The organism is Candidatus Nitrosocosmicus franklandus, from assembly GCF_900696045.1.
Lineage (GTDB): Archaea > Thermoproteota > Nitrososphaeria > Nitrososphaerales > Nitrososphaeraceae > Nitrosocosmicus > Nitrosocosmicus franklandus_A.
In genome coordinates, this window is the sequence record NZ_LR216287.1 from 278968 (window position 1) to 299867 (window position 20900).

The 20900-nt window shown below is 33.5% G+C and carries 18 protein-coding genes; 8 read left to right on the forward strand and 10 right to left on the reverse strand.

The window, feature by feature from the left end; genetic code table 11:
• The first annotated feature begins 475 nt into the window (after positions 1–475).
• From NFRAN_RS01235 to NFRAN_RS01250, 5 genes are all read left to right on the forward strand, one after another.
• Positions 476–1375, forward strand: a complete 900-nt coding sequence (locus tag NFRAN_RS01235; RefSeq protein ID WP_134482716.1) for a YaaC family protein — start codon at positions 476–478, stop codon at positions 1373–1375.
• Positions 1376–2825: 1450 nt separating this feature from the next.
• On the forward strand, positions 2826–3017 hold the full coding sequence (locus NFRAN_RS01240; protein WP_134482717.1) for a hypothetical protein: 192 nt from the start codon (positions 2826–2828) through the stop codon (positions 3015–3017).
• 364 nt (positions 3018–3381) lie between these two features.
• On the forward strand, positions 3382–3732 hold the full coding sequence (locus NFRAN_RS01245) for a hypothetical protein (RefSeq protein ID WP_134482718.1): 351 nt from the start codon (positions 3382–3384) through the stop codon (positions 3730–3732).
• 19 nt (positions 3733–3751) lie between these two features.
• On the forward strand, positions 3752–3907 hold the full coding sequence (locus NFRAN_RS13470; RefSeq protein ID WP_172602023.1) for a hypothetical protein: 156 nt from the start codon (positions 3752–3754) through the stop codon (positions 3905–3907).
• A 154-nt stretch (positions 3908–4061) separates the two neighbouring features.
• Positions 4062–4295, forward strand: a complete 234-nt coding sequence (locus NFRAN_RS01250) for a hypothetical protein (protein ID WP_134482719.1) — start codon at positions 4062–4064, stop codon at positions 4293–4295.
• 582 nt (positions 4296–4877) lie between these two features.
• Here the strand turns inward: NFRAN_RS01250 and NFRAN_RS01255 are convergent.
• From NFRAN_RS01255 to NFRAN_RS01270, 4 genes are all read right to left on the reverse strand, one after another.
• Positions 4878–5486: a hypothetical protein gene (locus NFRAN_RS01255; RefSeq protein ID WP_145987982.1), complete on the reverse strand. Its 609-nt coding sequence runs from the start codon at positions 5484–5486 to the stop codon at positions 4878–4880.
• Between the two features lie 1807 nt (positions 5487–7293).
• Positions 7294–7488 (reverse strand): hypothetical protein, encoded by a 195-nt coding sequence (locus NFRAN_RS01260; protein ID WP_134482721.1) that lies wholly within the window; start codon positions 7486–7488, stop codon positions 7294–7296.
• Positions 7485–8348, reverse strand: a complete 864-nt coding sequence (locus tag NFRAN_RS01265; RefSeq protein ID WP_134482722.1) for a hypothetical protein — start codon at positions 8346–8348, stop codon at positions 7485–7487. Before NFRAN_RS01265 ends, NFRAN_RS01260 begins: the two co-directional genes overlap by 4 nt.
• Positions 8349–9444: 1096 nt before the next feature.
• Positions 9445–10275: an adenylate/guanylate cyclase domain-containing protein gene (locus NFRAN_RS01270; RefSeq protein WP_134482723.1), complete on the reverse strand. Its 831-nt coding sequence runs from the start codon at positions 10273–10275 to the stop codon at positions 9445–9447.
• 282 nt (positions 10276–10557) lie between these two features.
• Between NFRAN_RS01270 and NFRAN_RS13475 the strand changes: the two genes are divergently transcribed.
• A complete protein-coding gene (locus NFRAN_RS13475) occupies positions 10558–10701 on the forward strand; it encodes a hypothetical protein (RefSeq protein WP_172602024.1) in 144 nt (47 codons plus the stop codon).
• Positions 10702–11267: 566 nt separating this feature from the next.
• Here the strand turns inward: NFRAN_RS13475 and NFRAN_RS01275 are convergent.
• From NFRAN_RS01275 to NFRAN_RS01290, 4 genes are all read right to left on the reverse strand, one after another.
• Positions 11268–12521 (reverse strand): ABC transporter permease, encoded by a 1254-nt coding sequence (locus NFRAN_RS01275; RefSeq protein WP_134482724.1) that lies wholly within the window; start codon positions 12519–12521, stop codon positions 11268–11270.
• 77 nt (positions 12522–12598) lie between these two features.
• A complete protein-coding gene (locus NFRAN_RS01280; RefSeq protein ID WP_134482725.1) occupies positions 12599–14740 on the reverse strand; it encodes a hypothetical protein in 2142 nt (713 codons plus the stop codon).
• 1 nt (position 14741) lies between these two features.
• A complete protein-coding gene (locus NFRAN_RS01285) occupies positions 14742–15530 on the reverse strand; it encodes an ABC transporter ATP-binding protein (protein ID WP_134482726.1) in 789 nt (262 codons plus the stop codon).
• A gap of 63 nt (positions 15531–15593) precedes the next feature.
• Positions 15594–16349, reverse strand: coding sequence for a calcium-binding protein (locus tag NFRAN_RS01290; RefSeq protein ID WP_134482727.1), 756 nt, complete (start codon positions 16347–16349; stop codon positions 15594–15596).
• A 586-nt stretch (positions 16350–16935) separates the two neighbouring features.
• Here NFRAN_RS01290 and NFRAN_RS01295 point away from each other — a divergent pair.
• Together NFRAN_RS01295 and NFRAN_RS01300 are read left to right on the forward strand one after the other, a co-directional pair.
• The gene (locus tag NFRAN_RS01295; RefSeq protein WP_134482728.1) at positions 16936–17517 is read left to right on the forward strand and encodes a calcium-binding protein; all 582 of its coding nucleotides are present in this window, start codon (positions 16936–16938) and stop codon (positions 17515–17517) included.
• Between the two features lie 453 nt (positions 17518–17970).
• A complete protein-coding gene (locus tag NFRAN_RS01300; RefSeq protein WP_134482729.1) occupies positions 17971–18513 on the forward strand; it encodes a calcium-binding protein in 543 nt (180 codons plus the stop codon).
• 96 nt (positions 18514–18609) lie between these two features.
• Here NFRAN_RS01300 and NFRAN_RS01305 read toward each other — a convergent pair whose 3' ends face one another.
• A complete protein-coding gene (locus NFRAN_RS01305; protein ID WP_134482730.1) occupies positions 18610–18948 on the reverse strand; it encodes a hypothetical protein in 339 nt (112 codons plus the stop codon).
• A 988-nt stretch (positions 18949–19936) separates the two neighbouring features.
• Complete coding sequence (locus tag NFRAN_RS01310) at positions 19937–20545, reverse strand: DDE-type integrase/transposase/recombinase (RefSeq protein WP_134482731.1); 609 nt, start codon at positions 20543–20545, stop codon at positions 19937–19939.
• Positions 20546–20900: the final 355 nt, after the last annotated feature.

A 20900-nucleotide genomic window follows, 5' to 3' on the forward strand; every position in this document is an offset into this window, starting at 1 on the left:
AGAACCAAAAGAAATGAACATCCGATGGTCTTGGTCGCTGTCGGTCCTAGCTCATTAGATAATTCTTCATCCCAAAAAGATTAGTTGTGCTCATGTTATTACTAGGTTGACTAGTCATAATAAAATCTATTGTATCTCACAGATAGGGATTTTGCTTCTTGTTTTGTCACAATAATATAACTATCTATTTCAGGTTCCTCATGAGGTGTAATGAACTGAAATATCTATATATTTATGTGCATTTCAAATCGGACTTAATTCGCTTTACGGTCTACAAAATTACAATATAGCGAATAGGCATTTGTAATTATTTTTATGTTATTGGATAAATAACTCATAGAGATTTACAATACAACTAATACTAGCTATTATTTTGTGCTTCTTAGATTAATATTTTTTAATCCCTAAGATCAGCACAAATAATATTAAGAATAATACTATCTAGTTTAGAATTCGAGTATTGACTATTTCATTTTTGAATAACAAAAAACCATTTCGAAGTTTGCCACATAAGTGGGAAAAACAATATATCATTTATACTAAAGATCCAATAAAAGAAATCTGGAATTCTTTACGGGATTTCACTAGTTATGAATATTTAAAGAGATTCCTAACTGATCGAATAGGCGATAGTGAAATAGATGAAATAATCAAACATAATTCAAAAGAGGTCTTGCATATAGGAGGACTCACCAATAATGTTGCTATTGAAAAAATACCTCTGTTTCAGAATCTAATCAATCAGGCGAACGATTTCTATTTCGCATCGACTAATCTTCCATTATTGTCTCAACCAATTCTATTATTTTATTCATTTGAAACTTTGGCTCAGTTTCTCTTTCAATCCACGTATAACTTAAATAAAAAGAGGAAATATACACATGGGTTATACTATGACTCACAAAAACACATTCTAGAAGTTAAACAAGAAGGACTATTTCAGGACTTTCACATTTCACATTCAAAAGGTATGATGAAGTGTCATTCGTTTGAACTAGAAGAAATAATTAACTGTGGTTCAATAAATCCCATAGAATTAGAATCCTATTCTGGAAAGTTGTATAGTCATAATATTACAGATACGAAAGGTGAAAATGTTTCATTGACAGAATTAGATAGGGAGTTTATGTTTATATTTTCAATTTCTGTCCTTGCCCGTTATAATATCCTTGAGTGGGTTAAAATTTTGGACGGAACCAAATTAGATAATTTAGACGCAGATATTGGTATTTTTATTAGAAGATATATTAACACTACAAAGTTGATTTTTCCAATCCTCATCTTGAATGAATTAAGAAGAAAGAGCTGTTTCTTTTTTGAACCCGGACGATTTATGGCAGATGAATGGGATAAATATGATGATAAGACAAAATAAAAATATTTTTTGAAAATTTTGTATAAATATAATCATTCAAAGAATAATGATTCTATTTTTAGGTAAGGTAATAAGTTGTACGATATATCAAAACTATAATTTCATTTGAGTTTAGAGTAAGATGCTTAACGCGTTTTTTCTCCTAGAGTAAGGCGCCAGGAGAGGGATCTGAATCCTCGAATATAATATAAGGTAAATGAAATACCAAGAAATTAGATTTTAAATAATACAATCCCCAAGATAACCTAATGGATTCGAATCCCACTCCCCGCGCTTATCTTGTGGATTATATTATTTATCAAGAAAATGGAACTCATCAGATAGAAAACTACTAAAAATTATTATTTGACAACACTATAGCTACATTATTTTATATTGTCAAGTGGTTCCAAGTGCCGCCATGGCAGATTCACTAACATCTTTACAAAATTTTCATCAAAGTAGCTAGAGTCTGCTAATTTGTTGATCCTCATATGCTCGAATATTTTGTTATGGATTTGATTAATGCAGTCAAGGTAGTGTGGTTTGCCTGTAATCTCGCTTTTGAAATCTTCTAATTCTGCTAGAATTTCCTTGCATTTGGGGTTTAACGAATGAGGCTTTACAAAACTTGTTACTATTTTTCTATCAAATATCTTGGTTAATCCTATTTTTGCTCTTTCATCATCTTCAAATTCTCTAGGGTTTACTGGAGATAGATTGAAATGATCTGCATTTTTTACTTCGTTTTCAAGTATTGTTTTTGATTTGATTGATCCGTCTGCAAAAATATCTGAGCAAAAAAGAGTATTCTTAAGATATATTAAATAGAATTATCTTTGTAACTAGCGTATTCTGCAAAATCTTTCTTAGCAAATTGGATAATAGGTTTGCTTTTTCTCCACGTAAATGAAAAAATTCCAAAATGATAACACACAAGGTTGTCAAGATTGACATAATGTAGTATTTAATTATCAGACTCCAAACATTCTTAATGTTCCTATCCTAAGTAGTTACTGTTTTAAAGGGGTTAGAGCATTCAAATCAGTATTCATTTTCTTCAATACTGTTTGATTATATATTTGGATTACAATTTTTGCATTTAGTAAAAATACATTGATCCATCTATCGATATTTGTTTGAGCACCTAGAGTATCTTCTTAAAGTAATTGGACTTCCTAATAATGTTGGAATATTGACTTAAGTCATATGCAATTATGTGTCAGAATTGTTGTTTGTCTGGAAGATGATTATAAATTTAAAGGAATTATTTATTATTGGTGTTTTTCATTTGCTTCAATAAATAGGACAATAAAAATTATTATATTAGTAATTAAGATAATTCAAATATTTGTCATTATACGGTAAAATAGTGTAAAAATTGTTACAAATATAGGGCTTGTTGATAAAGAACACATAGGAATCAAAAAACCTAAAAACTAGAAAACACCAAGTAACAATAGAAAGTATAATGAACGATAAACAACAAGGAGCATTAGCCATAGTCCTGATTGCTTTCTTCATTATTGTAAATATTGCTGTCTCTACTCCAGCATTATCTGGTACTATGACACAACCTGCAGATCAAGCAGAATCTACACCAGAAAATGAAACTGCATCTGCTAATATGACTACTAGCGATATCAGTAATAATACTGGGTAGACAAAGATATATGACCCTGGAAAAGATGTCACAACCACTCAAACCCATTTTTGGTAATCAATTCAAAACAGCTAAGCAATCCAAGGTGTCCGTTTTGGTTCTACAGGATTAAATTCAACATCTAACCCAAAGACAAAAGATCCCTTAGCAATAGCGTCAAATTATCTATCAACACTTTTTTTGGGACTAAAATAATCTTTCATTTCTGCCTTGCTCATTTGGTTTTAGTAAAAGTCAAAGACATTTAATTTACTATTCATAATCTCTATGCATTTACACTATCAGGTTTAATCTAACATCTTTTTAAATAATTCATAGAACCATTCTCGCTGCAGAGAATGAGAAACTTATGAATGACATATAGATGAATCATCATATCCTAATTAAAGTAATTACCAAGAAAGATAAAGCATATATCGTTATTGTATGGTTACCAATAGGGTTAACCTTAATAGGATTGAGCGCGATAGTCGTGGTAACTGACGTTAGATCAGTCAAAGATATGATCAATTACAGATTAGACGAGATTAACCAAATAAATAACCAATTAGTAGATGCTTGTAATTGGGATGTTCCCACGGACATAGCCGTAGATTTGTACGATACTCAATTAAAAGTAGCATGGAATAATTTTTCTCACGATAATAATGAAAGAGAAAATCTTAGCAGTTGTTCGAAAATTAATCTCTGTTTGGAAGAGAGAGGTATTTTATAATACTAATAGGATCGATATTGTGTATTTCTACACTTATTATGATTCTTCGATAACGCTTGGCAAAGTAATTGGTAGAGGCAAAACAAGACAGACTCTGGATAGATTGATTATTGATTTATTAACGGTTGATGATTATCGAAATGAAGATAAGAAGAATAGTGAAAAGTATATCTAAAATGGTTTAAAGATTTCTAGTTATATATTTTCCACTACTAAGAATCCGTTCAATGTGTCTATATATTTTTGGATTGGTCATACCTACTTGTTCAATCTTTTTGTTATATTATTCTGTCATTCTGAATCGATACAATAGTCGCAATACATGTAAGTTGACCGATTCAAGAAAGATTACTATAATTCTCCTTGGGCTTGACAGATTTGATCATAAGAATTTGATTTTTATTATCATTGTCCAATCCTCCTTAAATAAAGAGCACTTGCAAGAAAATTTCGTGAGGATCTTTTTGAAAGCAAAAGTGGGAATCCAAAAAGACGAAACCTATGGTGATGACTATAAACCGGTGATAATACCAAATGACAAGTTAAAACCAAATCACCTTTGATTTAAGAATCAAACCGTAAATTAAACATCGTCATAGTATGACTCTCCTTGTAATCCATTTTAACTATCCTTGATAAATAACATCCCTTTTGAGAAAGTATATATAAATTATTTCCCTCAAAGATATCGTAATTGAAATCCCAATGAAGAATATTTAAAATTTAATTAGGTTAATATCTTTAAACATATCGACCAATAAAATGTGCATGATTTGAAGCACAGAATCAATAAGACGCACTGATTTTTCTGCAGAGTATATCGTTTACGAACCCATCGAGGCAATCTACCTCAACTGACGTCCAAACCTCATTTATATAAATACTATTTTTGGTGATTACTTTTACTAACACACCGCAGAGTACCTGATTCGAATTGATGATCATATATATAGAAATAAGTCACGAAAGGAAAAGAATTAGCCAGACGAATTCGCTCTTTGATTCATGATTTCATCATCTATTATAGAATCAATAGATATACAAATATCTTGTTTTTAATATTTTATTGCATTATCATGCTAATTGTGACCTCATTTCCCGGAATCCAATGTTTGTGTGATTCTAGGTATTTAGTAAAGTCTGCTTTAATCACCATCATCTTTCAAAGAATTCCTGAGATTTTTCAATCTACCTATTTCTTGTTCTAGTTGCCGCTTCCTCATAGCGCGTTTTTTATACTGTTCGTCCAAGTAAAGTATATCATTCTGCATTTTTCCAATAGTGTGCAGACTAGATATCAGGGCCTGAATATCTGCTTTAGTCAAACACTCTTCTTTTACTTTGTCCAATAAATGAAGAAATAAGTGAAGATCTTTTCCAAGCTGGTGATACAAATTGACCAACTCATACTTTCCGTTCAATCTAAGATAGTCCTGATAGTATTTTAAGACTGTATCTGCATCCAGATCAAGTGCAATTACAACATCAGTTGGACGTTTTTTCTCTCTAAAAAGATAAAAAGATTGAGCATAGGGAGACAATTTTGAGATCGGCTTTTCTTCTAATTTTGCATGGTCAGATTCGGAATCATTCTCATCCCCACTAGCCTTTCTTATTATTTCACAAATATCATTAATGGACATATGAACGAGCTTAGCGATTTCCCTAACTGGCTTTCCCTCTCCGGCAAGCTTTATGATTAGTTTTTCTTTTTGTTTTCTATTTAATAGAACCAAATGGATAATACATACCATATATATCAGGATTTTATTTATATAAAGATCTGATTCTATTGATTCTCCTGATTTTACCGTGTGGTATTTACCGTGTGGTATTTACCGTGTGGTAACTGTTTTACAGTTGTGGTAGTGCTCATTAATATAGTACTTGAAGATAAGTATTTCAGAATTGTGGTAGGATCCACGGAGACAGATTTTTCGAGGTTAAGTAACTAAGTAATCGAAATTACTTGTTGTAGAAAATCCAAAATAATTGATTTTACTCCAATTTGCAGTAATGATCAATGAAGACGCTTAATTATCAACTCTCATTGTTAGCAATAAAAAGAGTTGATAACTATTTTCGGATGTTATCAGTCAGACATGAACGGGTAAGAAGCTTCTTAAATAACACACTAAAACGCAACAATTCCCATTGCAAATTTACATCAAACCGCCAATGGAACAGGATTTAAACAAATGAATATAACTTTGTAATCTAACATAACTAATATATATCAATTTACTTTTTAATGTCGACCAAATTATTAAGTGAAGATAACGGAATATTGATGGGTTAAACAGCCAAATCACCTAAGAAAACTCGCAAGAAAATCACAAAGAACTTAGCCATGTATTATAGGAAAATTTCCAAAATCAAGAATAAATAATGTACCAGTATTTGAATCAATTAGAAAATCACATGTTTAACAATCTAATAAGATTCTTGATACCCTATGTTTTTAATTATTAACCTGCAAGGTTTAGCAGCTAACTAATACACTATTCGTACTATATAAATAGAGACAAATTCTATTCAAGACATTGATCAGAAATTCAGTTCTGATATTCCATAAGAATCCATAAATTTCAATCTAGTTCATTTAATTTTGTAAATATTCGATTCTAGGAATGAATTAGACGACAATCATTCGCATGAGTATTGTGAAATTCCCCTATTTTATGTTAGCTCAAAACTTCACTCTTGCTTAATCCAAGCAATAGTGGTAAAAAGTAACATTTGTAAGTCATATGCCGATTCAAGAAGTATTAATTACCTGTAGATGGGACGTTTTGGGTACAGAAGGATGTATTAATAATTCAATATTTATCTTGGATCTTAACTAAATTCAATTAGAAAAAAACACGAGTATAAACGGATAAACATTCCAATCAAGTAGCAAAGGAAAGTACGGAGCTGTGGTTATCAGAGCAGATAAGAATTAAGTTTATTTGTTTCATGAATTGATAAATAATTATGTCTCCATCACACACAACCTTGGATCTGAAATACGTTGTCTCTATGATTACGACTATTCTATTTGTTTCATTGATTGGTATTAATAATAATGTTAGTGCAACATTGATACTTCAAAATCAAAATCAAGTTGAGAATTTAAAACAAGAGGTCGATAACATACGAAACTCCTTTAACAGTAAAAAAGCGATTTTAATATCATAAAGCAGTCATTGAAGAATATTTTTGACATCATTATCGAGAATCAGTCAAGCCCTGGCATATATTATGAATTAGAGTTACCACCATTGCCATCAACAAACCAATCCACCATGAACCAGTTGGATTGAGTTATCAATAGTACAAGGCAATTATCCAAATTCTTAGTTATAGGGCGGGGTTATCCTGAAAATGATAGGGTACTAGTAATATAAGAAAGGCGACTTAAAATATTGATCAAGGTTTTGAATCCAGGATAAGATTTCGATGTTGCCTCTACAAGATGAAAACTTCGCCTTGGTTGTAGTAAAGTAACTCATATGCAAAAATATCGTATCTCAAAAAAAATAGATTTTTTGTATGAGACGGATAGTGAAAAAAAGAGGATCAGTCTTCTGTAATAGTAATTTCCTTAACTACATCAAAGCTACTTCCTAAGTTAGTATCATGAATTGTGTATGTTATCACATAGTTTCCAGAAGGAAAAGGGAATGTCTGAGATATTGTAAATGGAATGAAAACCTCCTTATTTTGATGATGAGAGATGATTTCACTAACTGGGAGTCCTTGTTGTCCAGTCAAGACATTTCCTTCTGTATCAGAAATGACAAAATCTGCAGAAAAGTTAATCGTATAGAGTCACTTCCTTCTCCAGTTGTTCCATACTCAAATCCTACTGGTTCTATGTATAGAATAATATCTTCTCCAGGACTAAATGTACTGGAATTTCTTTGATCATAAACACCATAGCCTTGAGGGTCTGCATTTACAAATGTATCAAATGCAGAACTAAATGTTTGACTTTGATTACCAACATTCGTTAGAACATCTGGAATTTCAGTCTGGATGTTTTCTAATGAAATATTTTCCAACAGTAGTCTGGCCATTGTTGAATTTATTGATATGGAATCGACAACATATTCCGCTACAGGTAAAAATGGTTCATAAATATTATTGGATGCTACAAATACAACATAGGTTTGAGTTCCATTAGGGCTAATGGAAACAATATCCAATACGTTCCTTCTTAACTCTCCTTCTAAATGTTGACTAGATAAGAAGGAACATGCGGGTTCATCGTTTAAAGTATACTTATCGCATGTAATCGGCTCCAAGAGTACAAAATCATCATATTGTTGATACTGTGACATGAAAGAATCTAATACAGCACTAGAATTGGTATAAAAAGGTTCACTAATCATCAGTTCGATCCATGCAAATGAATTTCCTTTGTCATTGTAATGAAAAATATAATCTATTGGTGCCAATGCTTCAGCACCTGAAATCTCACTTACATTCCAATTTGATGGTACCTGAACAGAGAACAAACCATTTTCCTCTTCAAAAGTGTTCCAAGTGACCTGGGCAAAACTTTGACCAAAAATCGGAATAGTAAATACCCATATTAAAACCAAAGTAAGAATAAATGAAGCTAATTTCATGAATTTACATAGTCTCCGAATATATATAGATTAACTACATTATTGGCGAGCGCTTTCATAAATACTACTGTGTCCAGGTTAAGGTTTTTGAAAATATTAAGAAAATTCTTACATGAGTAGCACATATTAATGGGACCGTTTGGCATTTATTTGGAGTTACTGACAAATAGACTAATGACATAATACATCTTTCAATCAAGACATTATTTTCTTTGAATATCATTGTGAAACTTAAATCCCAAAATTAGTAAATATGTACAGAGAGAAACAACCCACTTGCAATAATTAGTTCTGAATTTTCATTCAAATAGATTATTTGAATTAGTTGAATAATAAAATAAAATTCGGATAAATTTTAGATTGATTATTTATTCTTTTCATTTGTTCTTAAATTGATTTGTCCGCATAACCTTATGATACTCTTGCAATACTCATACATTACTTTCCAGCATTTGTAACAGGAATTAGTTGGTCTGATCAAGCCATTACATTCTTATTCTTTAAACGTCCACAGATGCAAGTCATGATCAAAAATAATAATACCAAAAATAGGTATCAATTAGTACGCTTGTTAATTTTCGATCAATCAGATCACCCAGCAAACGGGCTAAATCACATATTAAATTAGAAATATCAAGATTGTGATACTTTTTGGAATTATTATTGAAAATCAAAAATATGAAGAAATGTTAGGTTGAAACCAAGTAAGCTGTTTTGTAAATATAATCAAGAAATTGAGGGTTAGTAACTCAAATTCATAGTTTATATCGACAGATCAAGAGATTATAGTTTACATAGTAACTTGAATATTATAGAGATATAGGAAATCGAATACTAGTGATTAGAGGTAGAAAGGTTAGTAAGGTATGATCAACTAGTTTTGACATATGATCTATCTTTACAATTAGAAGAGGGTCAACGTTGTAGTAAAGGGCAATAGAGACGATTTATGACAAATAATATCTAGCCATGTGTTATCTTTTAATATGGAGAATTTTAACAGCTATTTATAGTAGTATTTCAAAAGATCCGATATGTCTTTCCAATTTTAGAAAACAATAGTGGTCAGAATAAATTGATTCTAATAATAAGCAATTCACTTGAATTCTTTAGTCATATATACTTTGTAAGGTTTTTGATTGTGTTTGTCGATATATTTCCAATCCAAATTTTCCAACGGAACTTGCTCAAATTGGGACTGAACACTAGGATGTAATAGTGAAAAAAAGGTTCCTCCCACCGAAATTCTGTTAGGAAGAGTAAGAGATGTTATTTTGGCTGTAACGTTCATGACATAGCCAATCAGATCTATTTGTGAACTCTTGTCCTTTCCATATTGGATAACAACGTTTTCCCCTTCGGTCATCCCTATTTTAATCTTGATTGCAGGATAGCCGTGTTTACGGAAAACAGGATCGATATCATTTCTCAACACCGATATCATCGATTTGGCGCAATTATATGCTCTATCACATACAAGATATTTGTTAAATCCCGAAGGAAAAAAAGAAATGATAGCGTCGCCTACATATTTCAAAACAAACCCTCCATAACTTTCTACTACTGATGATAACTCATGAGAAAATGCCTTAATTATTGTAACAACCTGCTCTGTAGACAATGACATACTCATTTTTGTGGAACCTACCATATCTGCATACATTATAACAAGATCAACCTTTGAATTTACATGCTCGAGTAAAAACCGCTGGCCTCTTTCAATAGAGGTATTATATTGATATCTTTCACTCAGGGCGCTTTCTAAGCGACCTTGTCGTAAGTGACGGAGTGTTCTGAAATCTACTACATTATTGTCAATTATGTCCAGGTCATTTTCATCGGTTGTACTGTTTGAGATTTCATTGTTTTTTTGATCTTGCTCGGAATATTGGCTTTTAGAATCATTATCATCATTAATTGAAAACAAGTGCTATGTCCCAAAATATTATATATTAATTTTATCTTGAATTTGCTGTCTAATCAGATAGTCCTTCTACCAGAAATTGCCATTATAATTAATTTCGGACATCTTTTTTATGAATAACTTTTTGGATAAAAGGTAACTTAGTATTTGGTTAGACGCGAATAGGGTTTAACAGTCTATGAGTATGCTATAAATCCAAGGGTATATCACAATAGATCATTCCAACACCACTTGACCCATTTTTGTGACATCATGACATCATGTGTTTAAGGAGGTATTCATAGGATGAGTCGATATGATTACGATTTCAAATTCATTAACCGCCTATCACCCAGAGTAGGGAAGAAGGAGGATGTTAAGATCAATTCTTCAACAAGTAATGAGTGTCGAGTCAAAAAGGATCAAAAGATGTCCGATAGACCTTTGTAACCTATTGTATAAACAGTCAAGTTAATCTACAAACGTAATGACTCCATTTCTCTTGACTTTGATTATTTGATCGTCATAAGCAGCTACAGGGCAGATCTTAATTGAAGTTACTGCTTACTTCGACATCTGAAACGGTGATCTACATGAGATCGCGAACATAATTAACATTTATCTAAAAAGTATAAAGTAGCATTATTTTAGAGAGAAATCATATTTCATATATGACGTCAAATAAATTTATGTTGTGAACGATTATGAAGCACTAAAGTCGCTATAGCCAAGTTTATTTATCTTCTAGAGACTGCCTGTTCCGGATTACTCGATCTTGCGGAATTTGTAATTCAGATTCATTAGTACAAGTCAAGCGTCTTTAATTACTGGATCACTACTAATACCAAGTGCAAGACCTGAGAAGATCCAAAATAATATCCTCGTGAATAGATATGAAGTTTTCTTTATGTTAAACATCTTAATCAATTATTGAAAATAAATAAGAAAAACGAAATTTGATTGGTCAATGCCCATAGTCAATTTTGAAGATTCTGCACGCGTAATCATGTTTTAATTCAGGTTCTTAATGCGGCTATTGGTGTTACTCGAGAGGCTTTCCATGCAGGCAAAAAGCCTGCCACCATTGATAAAATCACAGATGTTATCCACACTCTTGCCAGATCTGAAACAGTATAGATTGGATCCAGTGGGGGACCCTCATCTGCACCTGGTCCTGATCTAGTTAACATATAACCACCACCTATGCCGCCAAGAAGACCGACTGTTCCCCCTAACATTCCTATTATAATTGCTTCAACCAAGAAAAGCATCAAAATTGTACTCCCAGAGGCTCCTATCGCCTTGAGTGTTCCAATTTCCTTGGTTCTTTCCACCACAGATGTAAATAAGGTGGTGATGATTCCAACCGCTCCAACTATCAGGGATATGATGGCGATGCCGAACAAAAATGAAGTAATTCCTGCAGTAAATTCCTGTACTGTCTCTAAAATAGCTTTTACTGTTGTAATTCCTATATTGTTCTTATAGACTGCCTTAATTTGCTCTTCTACAATATCTACAGAATTGCTATCTTCAGCAGCTACAAATAAGGAATCAAACTTGCCTGCTCTCTGAAATAATGAGTTGCCAGCATCGACGTTAATCACAATAGCACTATCTATAGTGGGATTACCTGTCGACTCCATTATACCAGATACTACAAAGTTTTTAGAATTTTCTTGAGTATTACCTGCTTCATCAACAAACGAATAAGTTAGAGTTATGGCCTCACCTAACTGGGCAAATGGAACGTCCTCACCTGGAGGAAAGGCAACATCTTCAGCCAATATCGCTGCTGAGGGATCTCCTTCTCTGATAGAAGAACCTTCAAAGTATTTTAAAGTGGGTGCTATGATAGTAAGAGAGGTAGGATTAACAGACAAGACAGGATTAGATTTAGAATCGCCTCGAGACGACACAGTTACTGTTTCTTGGAAAGAAGGTACTACTTCGTCTACAAACGGAAGTGATCCAATTCTACTTATAACAGCTTGATTTAGTGTTATTTTGGCAGTAGGTGCTGGAGAGGGGCCAGAAATAGCCCCACCTGTGGAACCCCCATCTGATTGAGGAATACTACTTACAAATAAAATGTTTGGTGCAAGATTGCTAAATTGCTTGTTAAAAAATTCCGTAAAGCCAGCACTAAATCCGCTTACTGCTACAAGCAGACTACTTCCAGCCATAACCATTAATATCGTAAGAATGGATCTCACCTTTCTCTCCTTAATTGCATTAAACGCAAGAAGTAATAGCTGTTTAAAATTCATTGTTTATACAACCCCCTTTGTTTCGCGGCGAATATTCAATCGACTTGTCCAATGCGCGTAGTTTTCTCAAAATCAAATTAATCATTGTCCCTTAGAATAGAATCTAAATCATCTTCCGAGTCAGTGTTTTGATGATCTTGAGTTCCAATTCTTTGACTATTTCTCTTTTTTTGAATACGCCTAACAATCACATATGCAATGATCCCTATTAGCAAAATGATTACTAAAATGATAATAGGACCAAGTAAGCCAGAAAATAAACCAGTATCACTATTAGCATCATCGACCTCGGGAGAATAATTAACAGTACCGTTGACTATAAGTTGATGGTCATTGCGCAGGTTGTCTTTGTAAGAGATCTTGACAGATACAGGATAGTCGCCAGGCTCAGTACTATTAGGTATCTTTAATGGTATATTGACAGGGAGTGGAGAATTCTCAGCAAGATCACCTAGATATTGCATTGGAGGGTACTCTTCAACTAGTTTGAGAGTAGTGTTATTGACTGCGATACCGGATGGCATGTTTGTACTAATGGGAGGTATCATTTCTGCAGTAGTAAAAAGAGCATCAACATTTCCTTCGTTCAGGAGGTTTAATACTAAGTTAGGCTCATCTCCGACCACATTTATTTCAAAATCGTATGCACGTATTGTTATTTTGCCATCAACATATAACCCCAGCTCAAGAGTCTCTGATTTTGCTACACCATTTAAAATATAGTCTAAATTAAAGTTGAGCTGAACAGGTTTACCAATCAAGTCACTTGATGCGAACACTGTGGTATTAAGCGGCAATACATTGTTGTTTATATTATCAAAAGACCATCTAGATGGACCAAGTATTTTAATAGACTCACTTGATGGTTGAATAGCAATAACCAAGTCTTGTATATCATTATCAGTGGTGGTCTTTTGAATTCCAAATACAAAATTTTCGATACTTCCCGCAGTTATTGTTTTATCATAGGAGTTAGCTGCATTCGATTTACTTTGGTTTGAATTTATGTTAATATTATCTATATTTTGAAGATATACATTAAAATTGGATTCCTTGGGCTCAGAAGTTATCATTAATCCCAGATTATAATTAATTGTCTCTCTATTACCTAAAGCGTTTCCATATGAAATCTGTATATTAAGATTCTGGAGTGTACCAGCCGCTGACGTCGCAGGGTAAATACTCGGATCTATTGATACTATTTGGTTTGGTCCAATTACACCTACATCGAATTTTTGAGTACCAACAGTTGTGATAGATGAACTGCCAGTAGTAGAATTATTATCAATGTTCCCATCGTCAGTAGAAGAAATAGTCGTTGCACTAGTGGTATTATCAGGAGTCGAAGATGTAGAATTAATTTGTTGTACGGACTTTGTAGGAGATGATCGAGTTACAGGGGCTAAGTTTTCCGCAGTATTGTCGTTATCATTAGAAATGGTAATTATAACACCATTGGCATCAGCACTTCCTTTATTCACAACATCAATACTTAATTTGTTTACCTTGGAGGGAGTTAAATATTGGTTTTTTGTATCTACATCGAGAATTACTTTTCCAGGTACCCTGAAAAATATGGGTATATCTTTAGCCGTAATATCTCCAGAAGTTAAAACTTTTGAATATACAAGTTCTAGGTTACCTTGGTACGTACCAACTTTTGCTTTGTTAGTTATGTAGATATCAAAATAAAGGGTGAATTGATTACCAGGTCTAACAATAGAATCGTGACTTGCAAATGCTACATTCGATATATTTGGCTGCATGTTAGAAGAGGAATTAGCTACTAGTCCATTGATATTATTCAATAACATATTGGAATTGTTTGAAAGACTAGTTACAGTACTCTCAGTATCGCTATTACCATATCTACGTTCAACTGCCTCAAATCCATTTGGTAGAGACAAGTAGCCTTTGATTGCCGAAATATCGGATTGGGCCTTATTGACCAAAACAATTGCGAGAGTGGCAACTCCCTCTCCTGGACCCACCTCTTTTTCTTCAAGTTTATTAGAATCATTTCCGGCTGCAACGGTCTTGTCAGTCCAATAGGAGTCTTGAAATCCAGGAATTTTTTCAGTTAGCTGTGCATAAGAATCAATGATCTGATTATATCTGGTTTGAAGAATAGAGCTAAGGGCCAGCAACAATACTATAAAAACAACAAGAATAAAATGGAATTTTTTTCTATCCGCAAGAAAGGCTTTTGAAAGTGGCATTCTAATTAATAATCTCTTTTTCTATTTTTCCATCTCTCACATATATTGTCTTGTCTGTATCTTGAGCTAAATCAGGATTATGTGTAACCATTACTATGGTTCTATTATATTTTGAAGATATCATTTTGAGTAAGTTAAATACATCTTGTCCTGTTTTGGTATCCAGATTACCGGTTGGTTCGTCCGCAAGTATAATAGCTGGATTATTCATTAATGCTCTTGCTATAGCAACCCTTTGTTGTTGACCTCCGCTAAGATTGAGAGGTTTTAGATTCGCTTTATCTCTAATACCTAAAATAGTCAACAAGCTCAACGCCCTCCTTCTGGTTTGGCTACCTCCATTCCCAGCTATTATTGCCGGGATTTCCACATTTGATAATACACTAGTTCTATTGATTAGATTATAGGATTGAAAAATAAAACCTATCAATTGATTTCTCATTTTTGCTATCTTTCTGTCTGAAAGAGAAAAGATATCAACTTGCTTTATGTATACTTTACCTGCTGTAGGTCTATCAAGAGCGCCTATTATATTTAGTAACGTGGATTTTCCGCTCCCCGACGGACCAACAATTGAAACAAATTCGCCTTTCTTTACGGCGAAGTTTATATCTTTAAGAATTACTGTTTTTCCTGCAGGTGATTCATAGGCCTTAGATATGTTAACAGCTTTAAGAATTGTATTCTGGTTACTTTCTCCCCCACTGTGACTAACATTAGTTTGTTTGTATTTATCCCAATCCTTTAGATTTAGATGGTTACTGCTCGTTATAGAATCTGGATTATTCATTTCGTGTCGGTTTTGATAAAATTTTTAGAATTCTTGACTATAACACGGATCCATTAGAATAAATCAACCGAGTTCTATTAATTCCTCGCAATTTCCGGCTCTATCATCACCTTGTTGTACATTGAAATCAGCGACAACGTCTACTCCTTCACCACAATCAAAGTAGTCTGCCCCTGGCCCACCTACGAGGACATCATCCCCTAAGTCACCATACAGTTTGTCATTTCCATCCTCACCGACTAAAAAGTCATCATCGCCACCACCAGCTAAAATATCATTACCATCTCCACCGTACAACTGATCACTTCCAATACCACCTTGTAATATATCATTACCCTCGTCGCCATATAATTTGTCTTGTCCTTCGTTACCTTGGATCACATCGCTTCCATTCATTCCTGTTATGGTATCCGAACCAGAGAATCCGATGATTATGTCTGTTTGCTCAGTCCCTGTAATTCTATCGTCTCCAAAGGAGCCTACTACTGGACGCTGCAGCTGTTGAAGGAGGGTATTAGGATCAATGGACTCCTGACCGGTATTTGCGAAATCCGAAGTAGATGATCCAGAATCGATTGACCTGGGTAAAGTAATACCTTCATCTTGGAATGTTTCAATAGAAGACTCGTCCGAACCATTGGTATCACTGGCGTTTATTACATTCCCTGGTGTACTAGTTGTTGGACTCCCGGCTGAATTGGTTGATACGCTTCCGGCTGAATTGGTTGATTGACCTTGGACGAGATTAGGGTATAAATTGGAAAGGCATAGAATTGAACTGATGAACATTACTAGCGCTAATACTCTATACAGATGCACAAATTAAAAGAGCGTTTGTTGATTATTAACTTTAGCTTAAAACTCTTGTATTACGGTTAGCGTTTTCATTCTTATATGACAAATTCACAAAATTTATGAACATATTATAGCATATCGTGTTTTTTAGTAATTCTAAACGAGAATTATTTGTATGTACATAGGAAAGTATCACAAACAACAATTTCATCAGGATTAAATCAAACAAATTTCTATGGCAGGCTTGTGAAATGATCATTCAAGTGAATCCCGCACAAGACTTGGATACTTTGATTTGTGCTTCATAGAAGGGCGAATGGATCGTGAACAAATATTTTTGGAAAATTTAAAGCGGTTAACCACCTGAAACAATATTTATGATTCGTCAAATACGATAATGCTATGCCTATTTTTTTATTTTTATCTCACGAGATAGCATTGCCCTAGTCAAGGCAGGTTAGCCTAACTACAATCGAAATCTACGATTCACAGTATCGAAAATATAAAATTAAGAAGAATTTTTAGCATAAAAATATTAATGACTGTTTATTAAGGATAAATACAGACTAATATTATCTTGATAAGGTTCTCCAGCATTGCTTGTTATATTATGGTAGTAACAATCAGTTCCCAAGGATTACTATATGCTTCAGGACCGAATTTCCCGTTAACTGTCTTTGCAGGTGGCAATCATGGAGGAGATGGTGACGGTAATCGATATGCCGGGCCTATTAATAACGCTGATTCCAGTGAAAGAGTTATTTATTGTACTTTTAATGAAAACTTTAAAGCCCCTAAATGCGAGGGGACATCTCGAAGCGATATTATGATTGGAACCATTCAGGAGGATTTTATAGAAGGTAAGGGTTCTGATGATGCGATACAGGGAAGAGCTGCTAACGATGATATATTTGGTGGTAAAGGTAACGACGATATTCAGGGAGGACTCGGGAGTGACAACATCTACGGAGAAGACGGAGATGATCTATTATATGGTGGACCGGATGGTGATTTCATAGTAGGTGGCAAAGGTAATGATGAGTTGTATGGCGGACCTGGAGAAGATATATTAGAAGGTGGACCGGGGTCTAATTATTTTGACTGTGGCGACGATTATGACATCATAATCGATTTTGATCCATCCAAAGATATCGCTTCTAATAATTGCGAAGATATTAGGACAGACCTCTGATTCTCTGATTTATTGCATATTTCAGTATTTAATTTTGCACTTTAATTTTTATTTTAGAAACTATAGATATCCAATTAAAGTAATATCTTTTTTGAATATGATAAGTATTGCGTTAGTTGAACTATTTTTTTATCCTTAAACGATAAAAAACACTATCCAATAGTTGACATCATTTCTGAAAATTATGGGTAATGAATGATAAACAAGTGAAATATACAGGGACAAATTTAGCTTGCAAAGACAGAAGATTACCATAATGAATATCGAAGCCAACGAATAATCGATTGGTCAAAACCGAGTAATCACTAAAAAGTCAAATCCAAGCTTTGGTGTCAATAAAAGATCCACAAGAAACTTTGGAAGATTCTTATCATTACAAAGTACAATATGAAACTCCCTATAAGATTTATTTCAAATCCATAAATATAATTTTATTTCCATATTTATGTTAAAATGTTTACGTTTTCTTTGTTATCAATTATTTCTATTAATGTTATATTCTTGTTAGTTATCTCTTTTGGCATTGATTTTGCTATTACACATGCTCAGGAATCTCGAGAAAATTTAATTGTAGTATCAGAACCGGGCAATTACAACATTACCGACGGTACAGATAGAAGTGACATCATTGTAGGCAACAGCATGACAAATGTGATTGTAGGCGAGGAGTCAGATGATGTCCTAATGGGCAGGCAAGGAAATGATGAATTGCATGGAAATCCGGGAAATGATATACTTCTAGGGAACTTAGGTGCGGATATTCTATTTGGCAATGATGGAGATGACGTCTTATTCGGAGGTGCAGAAGAGGATTATATGAACGGTGGCAAAGGTAATGATAGACTATACGGAGATTTGGGCGATGATGTCTTAGAAGGTGGGCCAGGGGCAGACTACTTTGATTGTGGCGAGGGGTATGATGTAATCATCGATTTCCGAACCCAAGAAAAGGATGTGGCCCAGAATAATTGTGAGGAGATTCGAACAAATGTATAAAAGTGAGATATAAGCAAGTCTTTTCCCTTGGTATCTGTTGTTTTTGAGATGAATGATCAGAAGTTATTAGTAATGGGAAGAAGTAAACCGATATTGTTATTTGTCTTTTTCTTTATACATTTTGACAAACCTGATATGTTCACATTCTTGTTCACTAGTACGGGTATCATGTGATGAACAATAAAGAGTTTGTTTACCTATCATAACTTCAACATTATGCTTTAACTTATTATCTCCAATTACAAAAACGTGATCATATCGGTACTTCATATAACAATAGTATGTAAGCTGTTGAGGATCCTTTAATTCCAATTCATCAATCACATTTTTCCTATACGTATTCATATTATTGGTTGAAATGTGTTCGGCAATCCCACATGAATATGGAATAGCATCAATGCTTTCTATATTTCCTGTTTTTGCATGAATTTGCATTCAATTGAAAATAGAGAAATCTTACTATATATTTTTATCGTATATTCTACCATTCAATAAAATAAAGATAAAAATATCCATGATTAATGAACATTTGCGCTCAATATATACAAAAACCTTGTTTGAATTTACTTACGTACACCATGAAAAGTCACGCACTAGCTACATGGTTTCTAGAACTAAGTCATTGTAATACGATCGATAATAATTTCAATTTTCTTAATTAGTTAGGAAATTATTCGGTGGCTTTAGAGAGATATTATATCTCGATCTAATTTCACTCCGATTTCCTAATCAATATGATCGAATTTTATAGATACGAACAGGTCTCAGAGTTAGTCACATACGAAAATCTGCTAAGTTAAAAAATTATTTAGAATAACAAGTGTAGGATACTCAATATGCAGTAATTTAAGCCGAGGTTTCTCACGGGCCCAATAATAGCATTCACAAAAACATTCTTATCAACATTTACGATAGAATCTTATTATGTCCAATCTCTTAGGATAAGATATTTCTCTTTAGCATCCGATCAGTCTACTGCCACAATATGGGCAAAACAATATGTTTTCTAAAACAGAAAACCCAAAACCGTCAAGTACGCAATAGTACTTGTCTTCAGTAAAAGAAGAATTATGTTTATATATTTTACCTCTACGACTTGACTTTAAAAATTCTTTACAACAATATTGCTCGCTAACCTTTTTGCTTTTATCATTATTGTCTGTAGCAACACTATCTGAAACCATATGACCAAACCCTATCCAATAACATAATTGGACAAGTATTTACTACTCGAAAAGCTATTAACCTTAGAAGATTCATTTTCAAAGTCAAGGTCCAATTTCAGTATGACTTAAATATAGCATATGTACGTTATATAGTTTTTCGATGACAGAATCAGCAAAATCTAACAGAAGAACTCACTTTTGATTAAATCAAACACGATATACTATTTAACTAGTGATTTAGCATTCATCGGCTCTGTTCACTTAATATGTTTTATTTCATTGTTATTATAGTCTACAAAGAGCCGCAGCCAATTCCGTACATGCTTTAACTTGCAATTCTTTATTCTACAAGGAAAGTAGTCATCGAAACTTTCGGTTCTATCCTTGATATATTGCATCGTTCTTTCGATTACACTTTTCTCGTAAGAAGAATGAATATGGTGATCGAGATTTAAGAATCTACAGGCCATTGGATACCAAGTACCTCCATCATCAGTCGAAACTGGGTGCTTTCCATGAACTTTGATCAAATTAGAAAGATATCTTTCTGCAACAAACATGTTTCTCTCTTTGGATATAGAAAGTGCGAGGATCTGTCTGTTTGCAGGCTCTATCGCCACCCAAAGCCAGATGTATTCTGACCCTACCTTCAACATTGTCTCGTCTACAATATATTCTAGAATTCTTCTTCTTGATGCTTTCAATTTTTGAGGCCTGTATTTTTGAATCCAATTCCAGATGGAGACATGGTTTCTTTTATACATCTGAGACAATCTTTCCGAGGCTTTTCTTAAAGATAAACCTGAAAAGTACAAATGTAAGCCATAATACACATACCTTGAAGGTGTTCTGTTTCTGCTAATCATAAAAGAAATAGGACATCTTCAAGCTATAGGTTTATCGTTAAATGAACAGAGCCCATTCATCAGATGTCATATTAGATCTTTCTTCCAGATAAAGAGTTTTAACTAAGCAGGAATTATGTCTAACTACAATCATACTAACAAGATTCATCCTGCCTGATTTTATATACCTGGTGTTTAGTCAATGATAGTAGAACAATGGAAAATGGGTTTCAGTTTTCATCTTATACGGGGATTGACAAACGCTGGAGCTTATTAATTTAGAATTTGCCGTATAACCAGACACTTATAAACCTGAATTATGGTTAAGGTTTCATAAGAAATTCATTAGGTATAGGGGTGCTTCGTTTTCACAATA

Excerpts from the sequence above, each read along its gene's own strand:
- NFRAN_RS01295 (WP_134482728.1), top strand. The coding sequence starts at position 16,936 with ATGGTAGTAACAATCAGTTCCCAAGGATTACTATATGCTTCAGGACCG.
- NFRAN_RS01310 (WP_134482731.1), bottom strand. The coding sequence starts at position 20,545 with ATGATTAGCAGAAACAGAACACCTTCAAGGTATGTGTATTATGGCTTA.
- NFRAN_RS01275 (WP_134482724.1), bottom strand. The coding sequence starts at position 12,521 with ATGAATTTTAAACAGCTATTACTTCTTGCGTTTAATGCAATTAAGGAG.
- NFRAN_RS01280 (WP_134482725.1), bottom strand. The coding sequence starts at position 14,740 with ATGCCACTTTCAAAAGCCTTTCTTGCGGATAGAAAAAAATTCCATTTT.
- NFRAN_RS01245 (WP_134482718.1), top strand. The coding sequence starts at position 3,382 with ATGAATCATCATATCCTAATTAAAGTAATTACCAAGAAAGATAAAGCA.
- NFRAN_RS01255 (WP_145987982.1), bottom strand. The coding sequence starts at position 5,486 with ATGGTATGTATTATCCATTTGGTTCTATTAAATAGAAAACAAAAAGAA.
- NFRAN_RS01285 (WP_134482726.1), bottom strand. The coding sequence starts at position 15,530 with ATGAATAATCCAGATTCTATAACGAGCAGTAACCATCTAAATCTAAAG.
- NFRAN_RS01300 (WP_134482729.1), top strand. The coding sequence starts at position 17,971 with ATGTTTACGTTTTCTTTGTTATCAATTATTTCTATTAATGTTATATTC.
- NFRAN_RS01305 (WP_134482730.1), bottom strand. The coding sequence starts at position 18,948 with ATGCAAATTCATGCAAAAACAGGAAATATAGAAAGCATTGATGCTATT.
- NFRAN_RS13475 (WP_172602024.1), top strand. The coding sequence starts at position 10,558 with ATGAGTCGATATGATTACGATTTCAAATTCATTAACCGCCTATCACCC.
- NFRAN_RS01240 (WP_134482717.1), top strand. The coding sequence starts at position 2,826 with ATGAACGATAAACAACAAGGAGCATTAGCCATAGTCCTGATTGCTTTC.
- NFRAN_RS01265 (WP_134482722.1), bottom strand. The coding sequence starts at position 8,348 with ATGAAATTAGCTTCATTTATTCTTACTTTGGTTTTAATATGGGTATTT.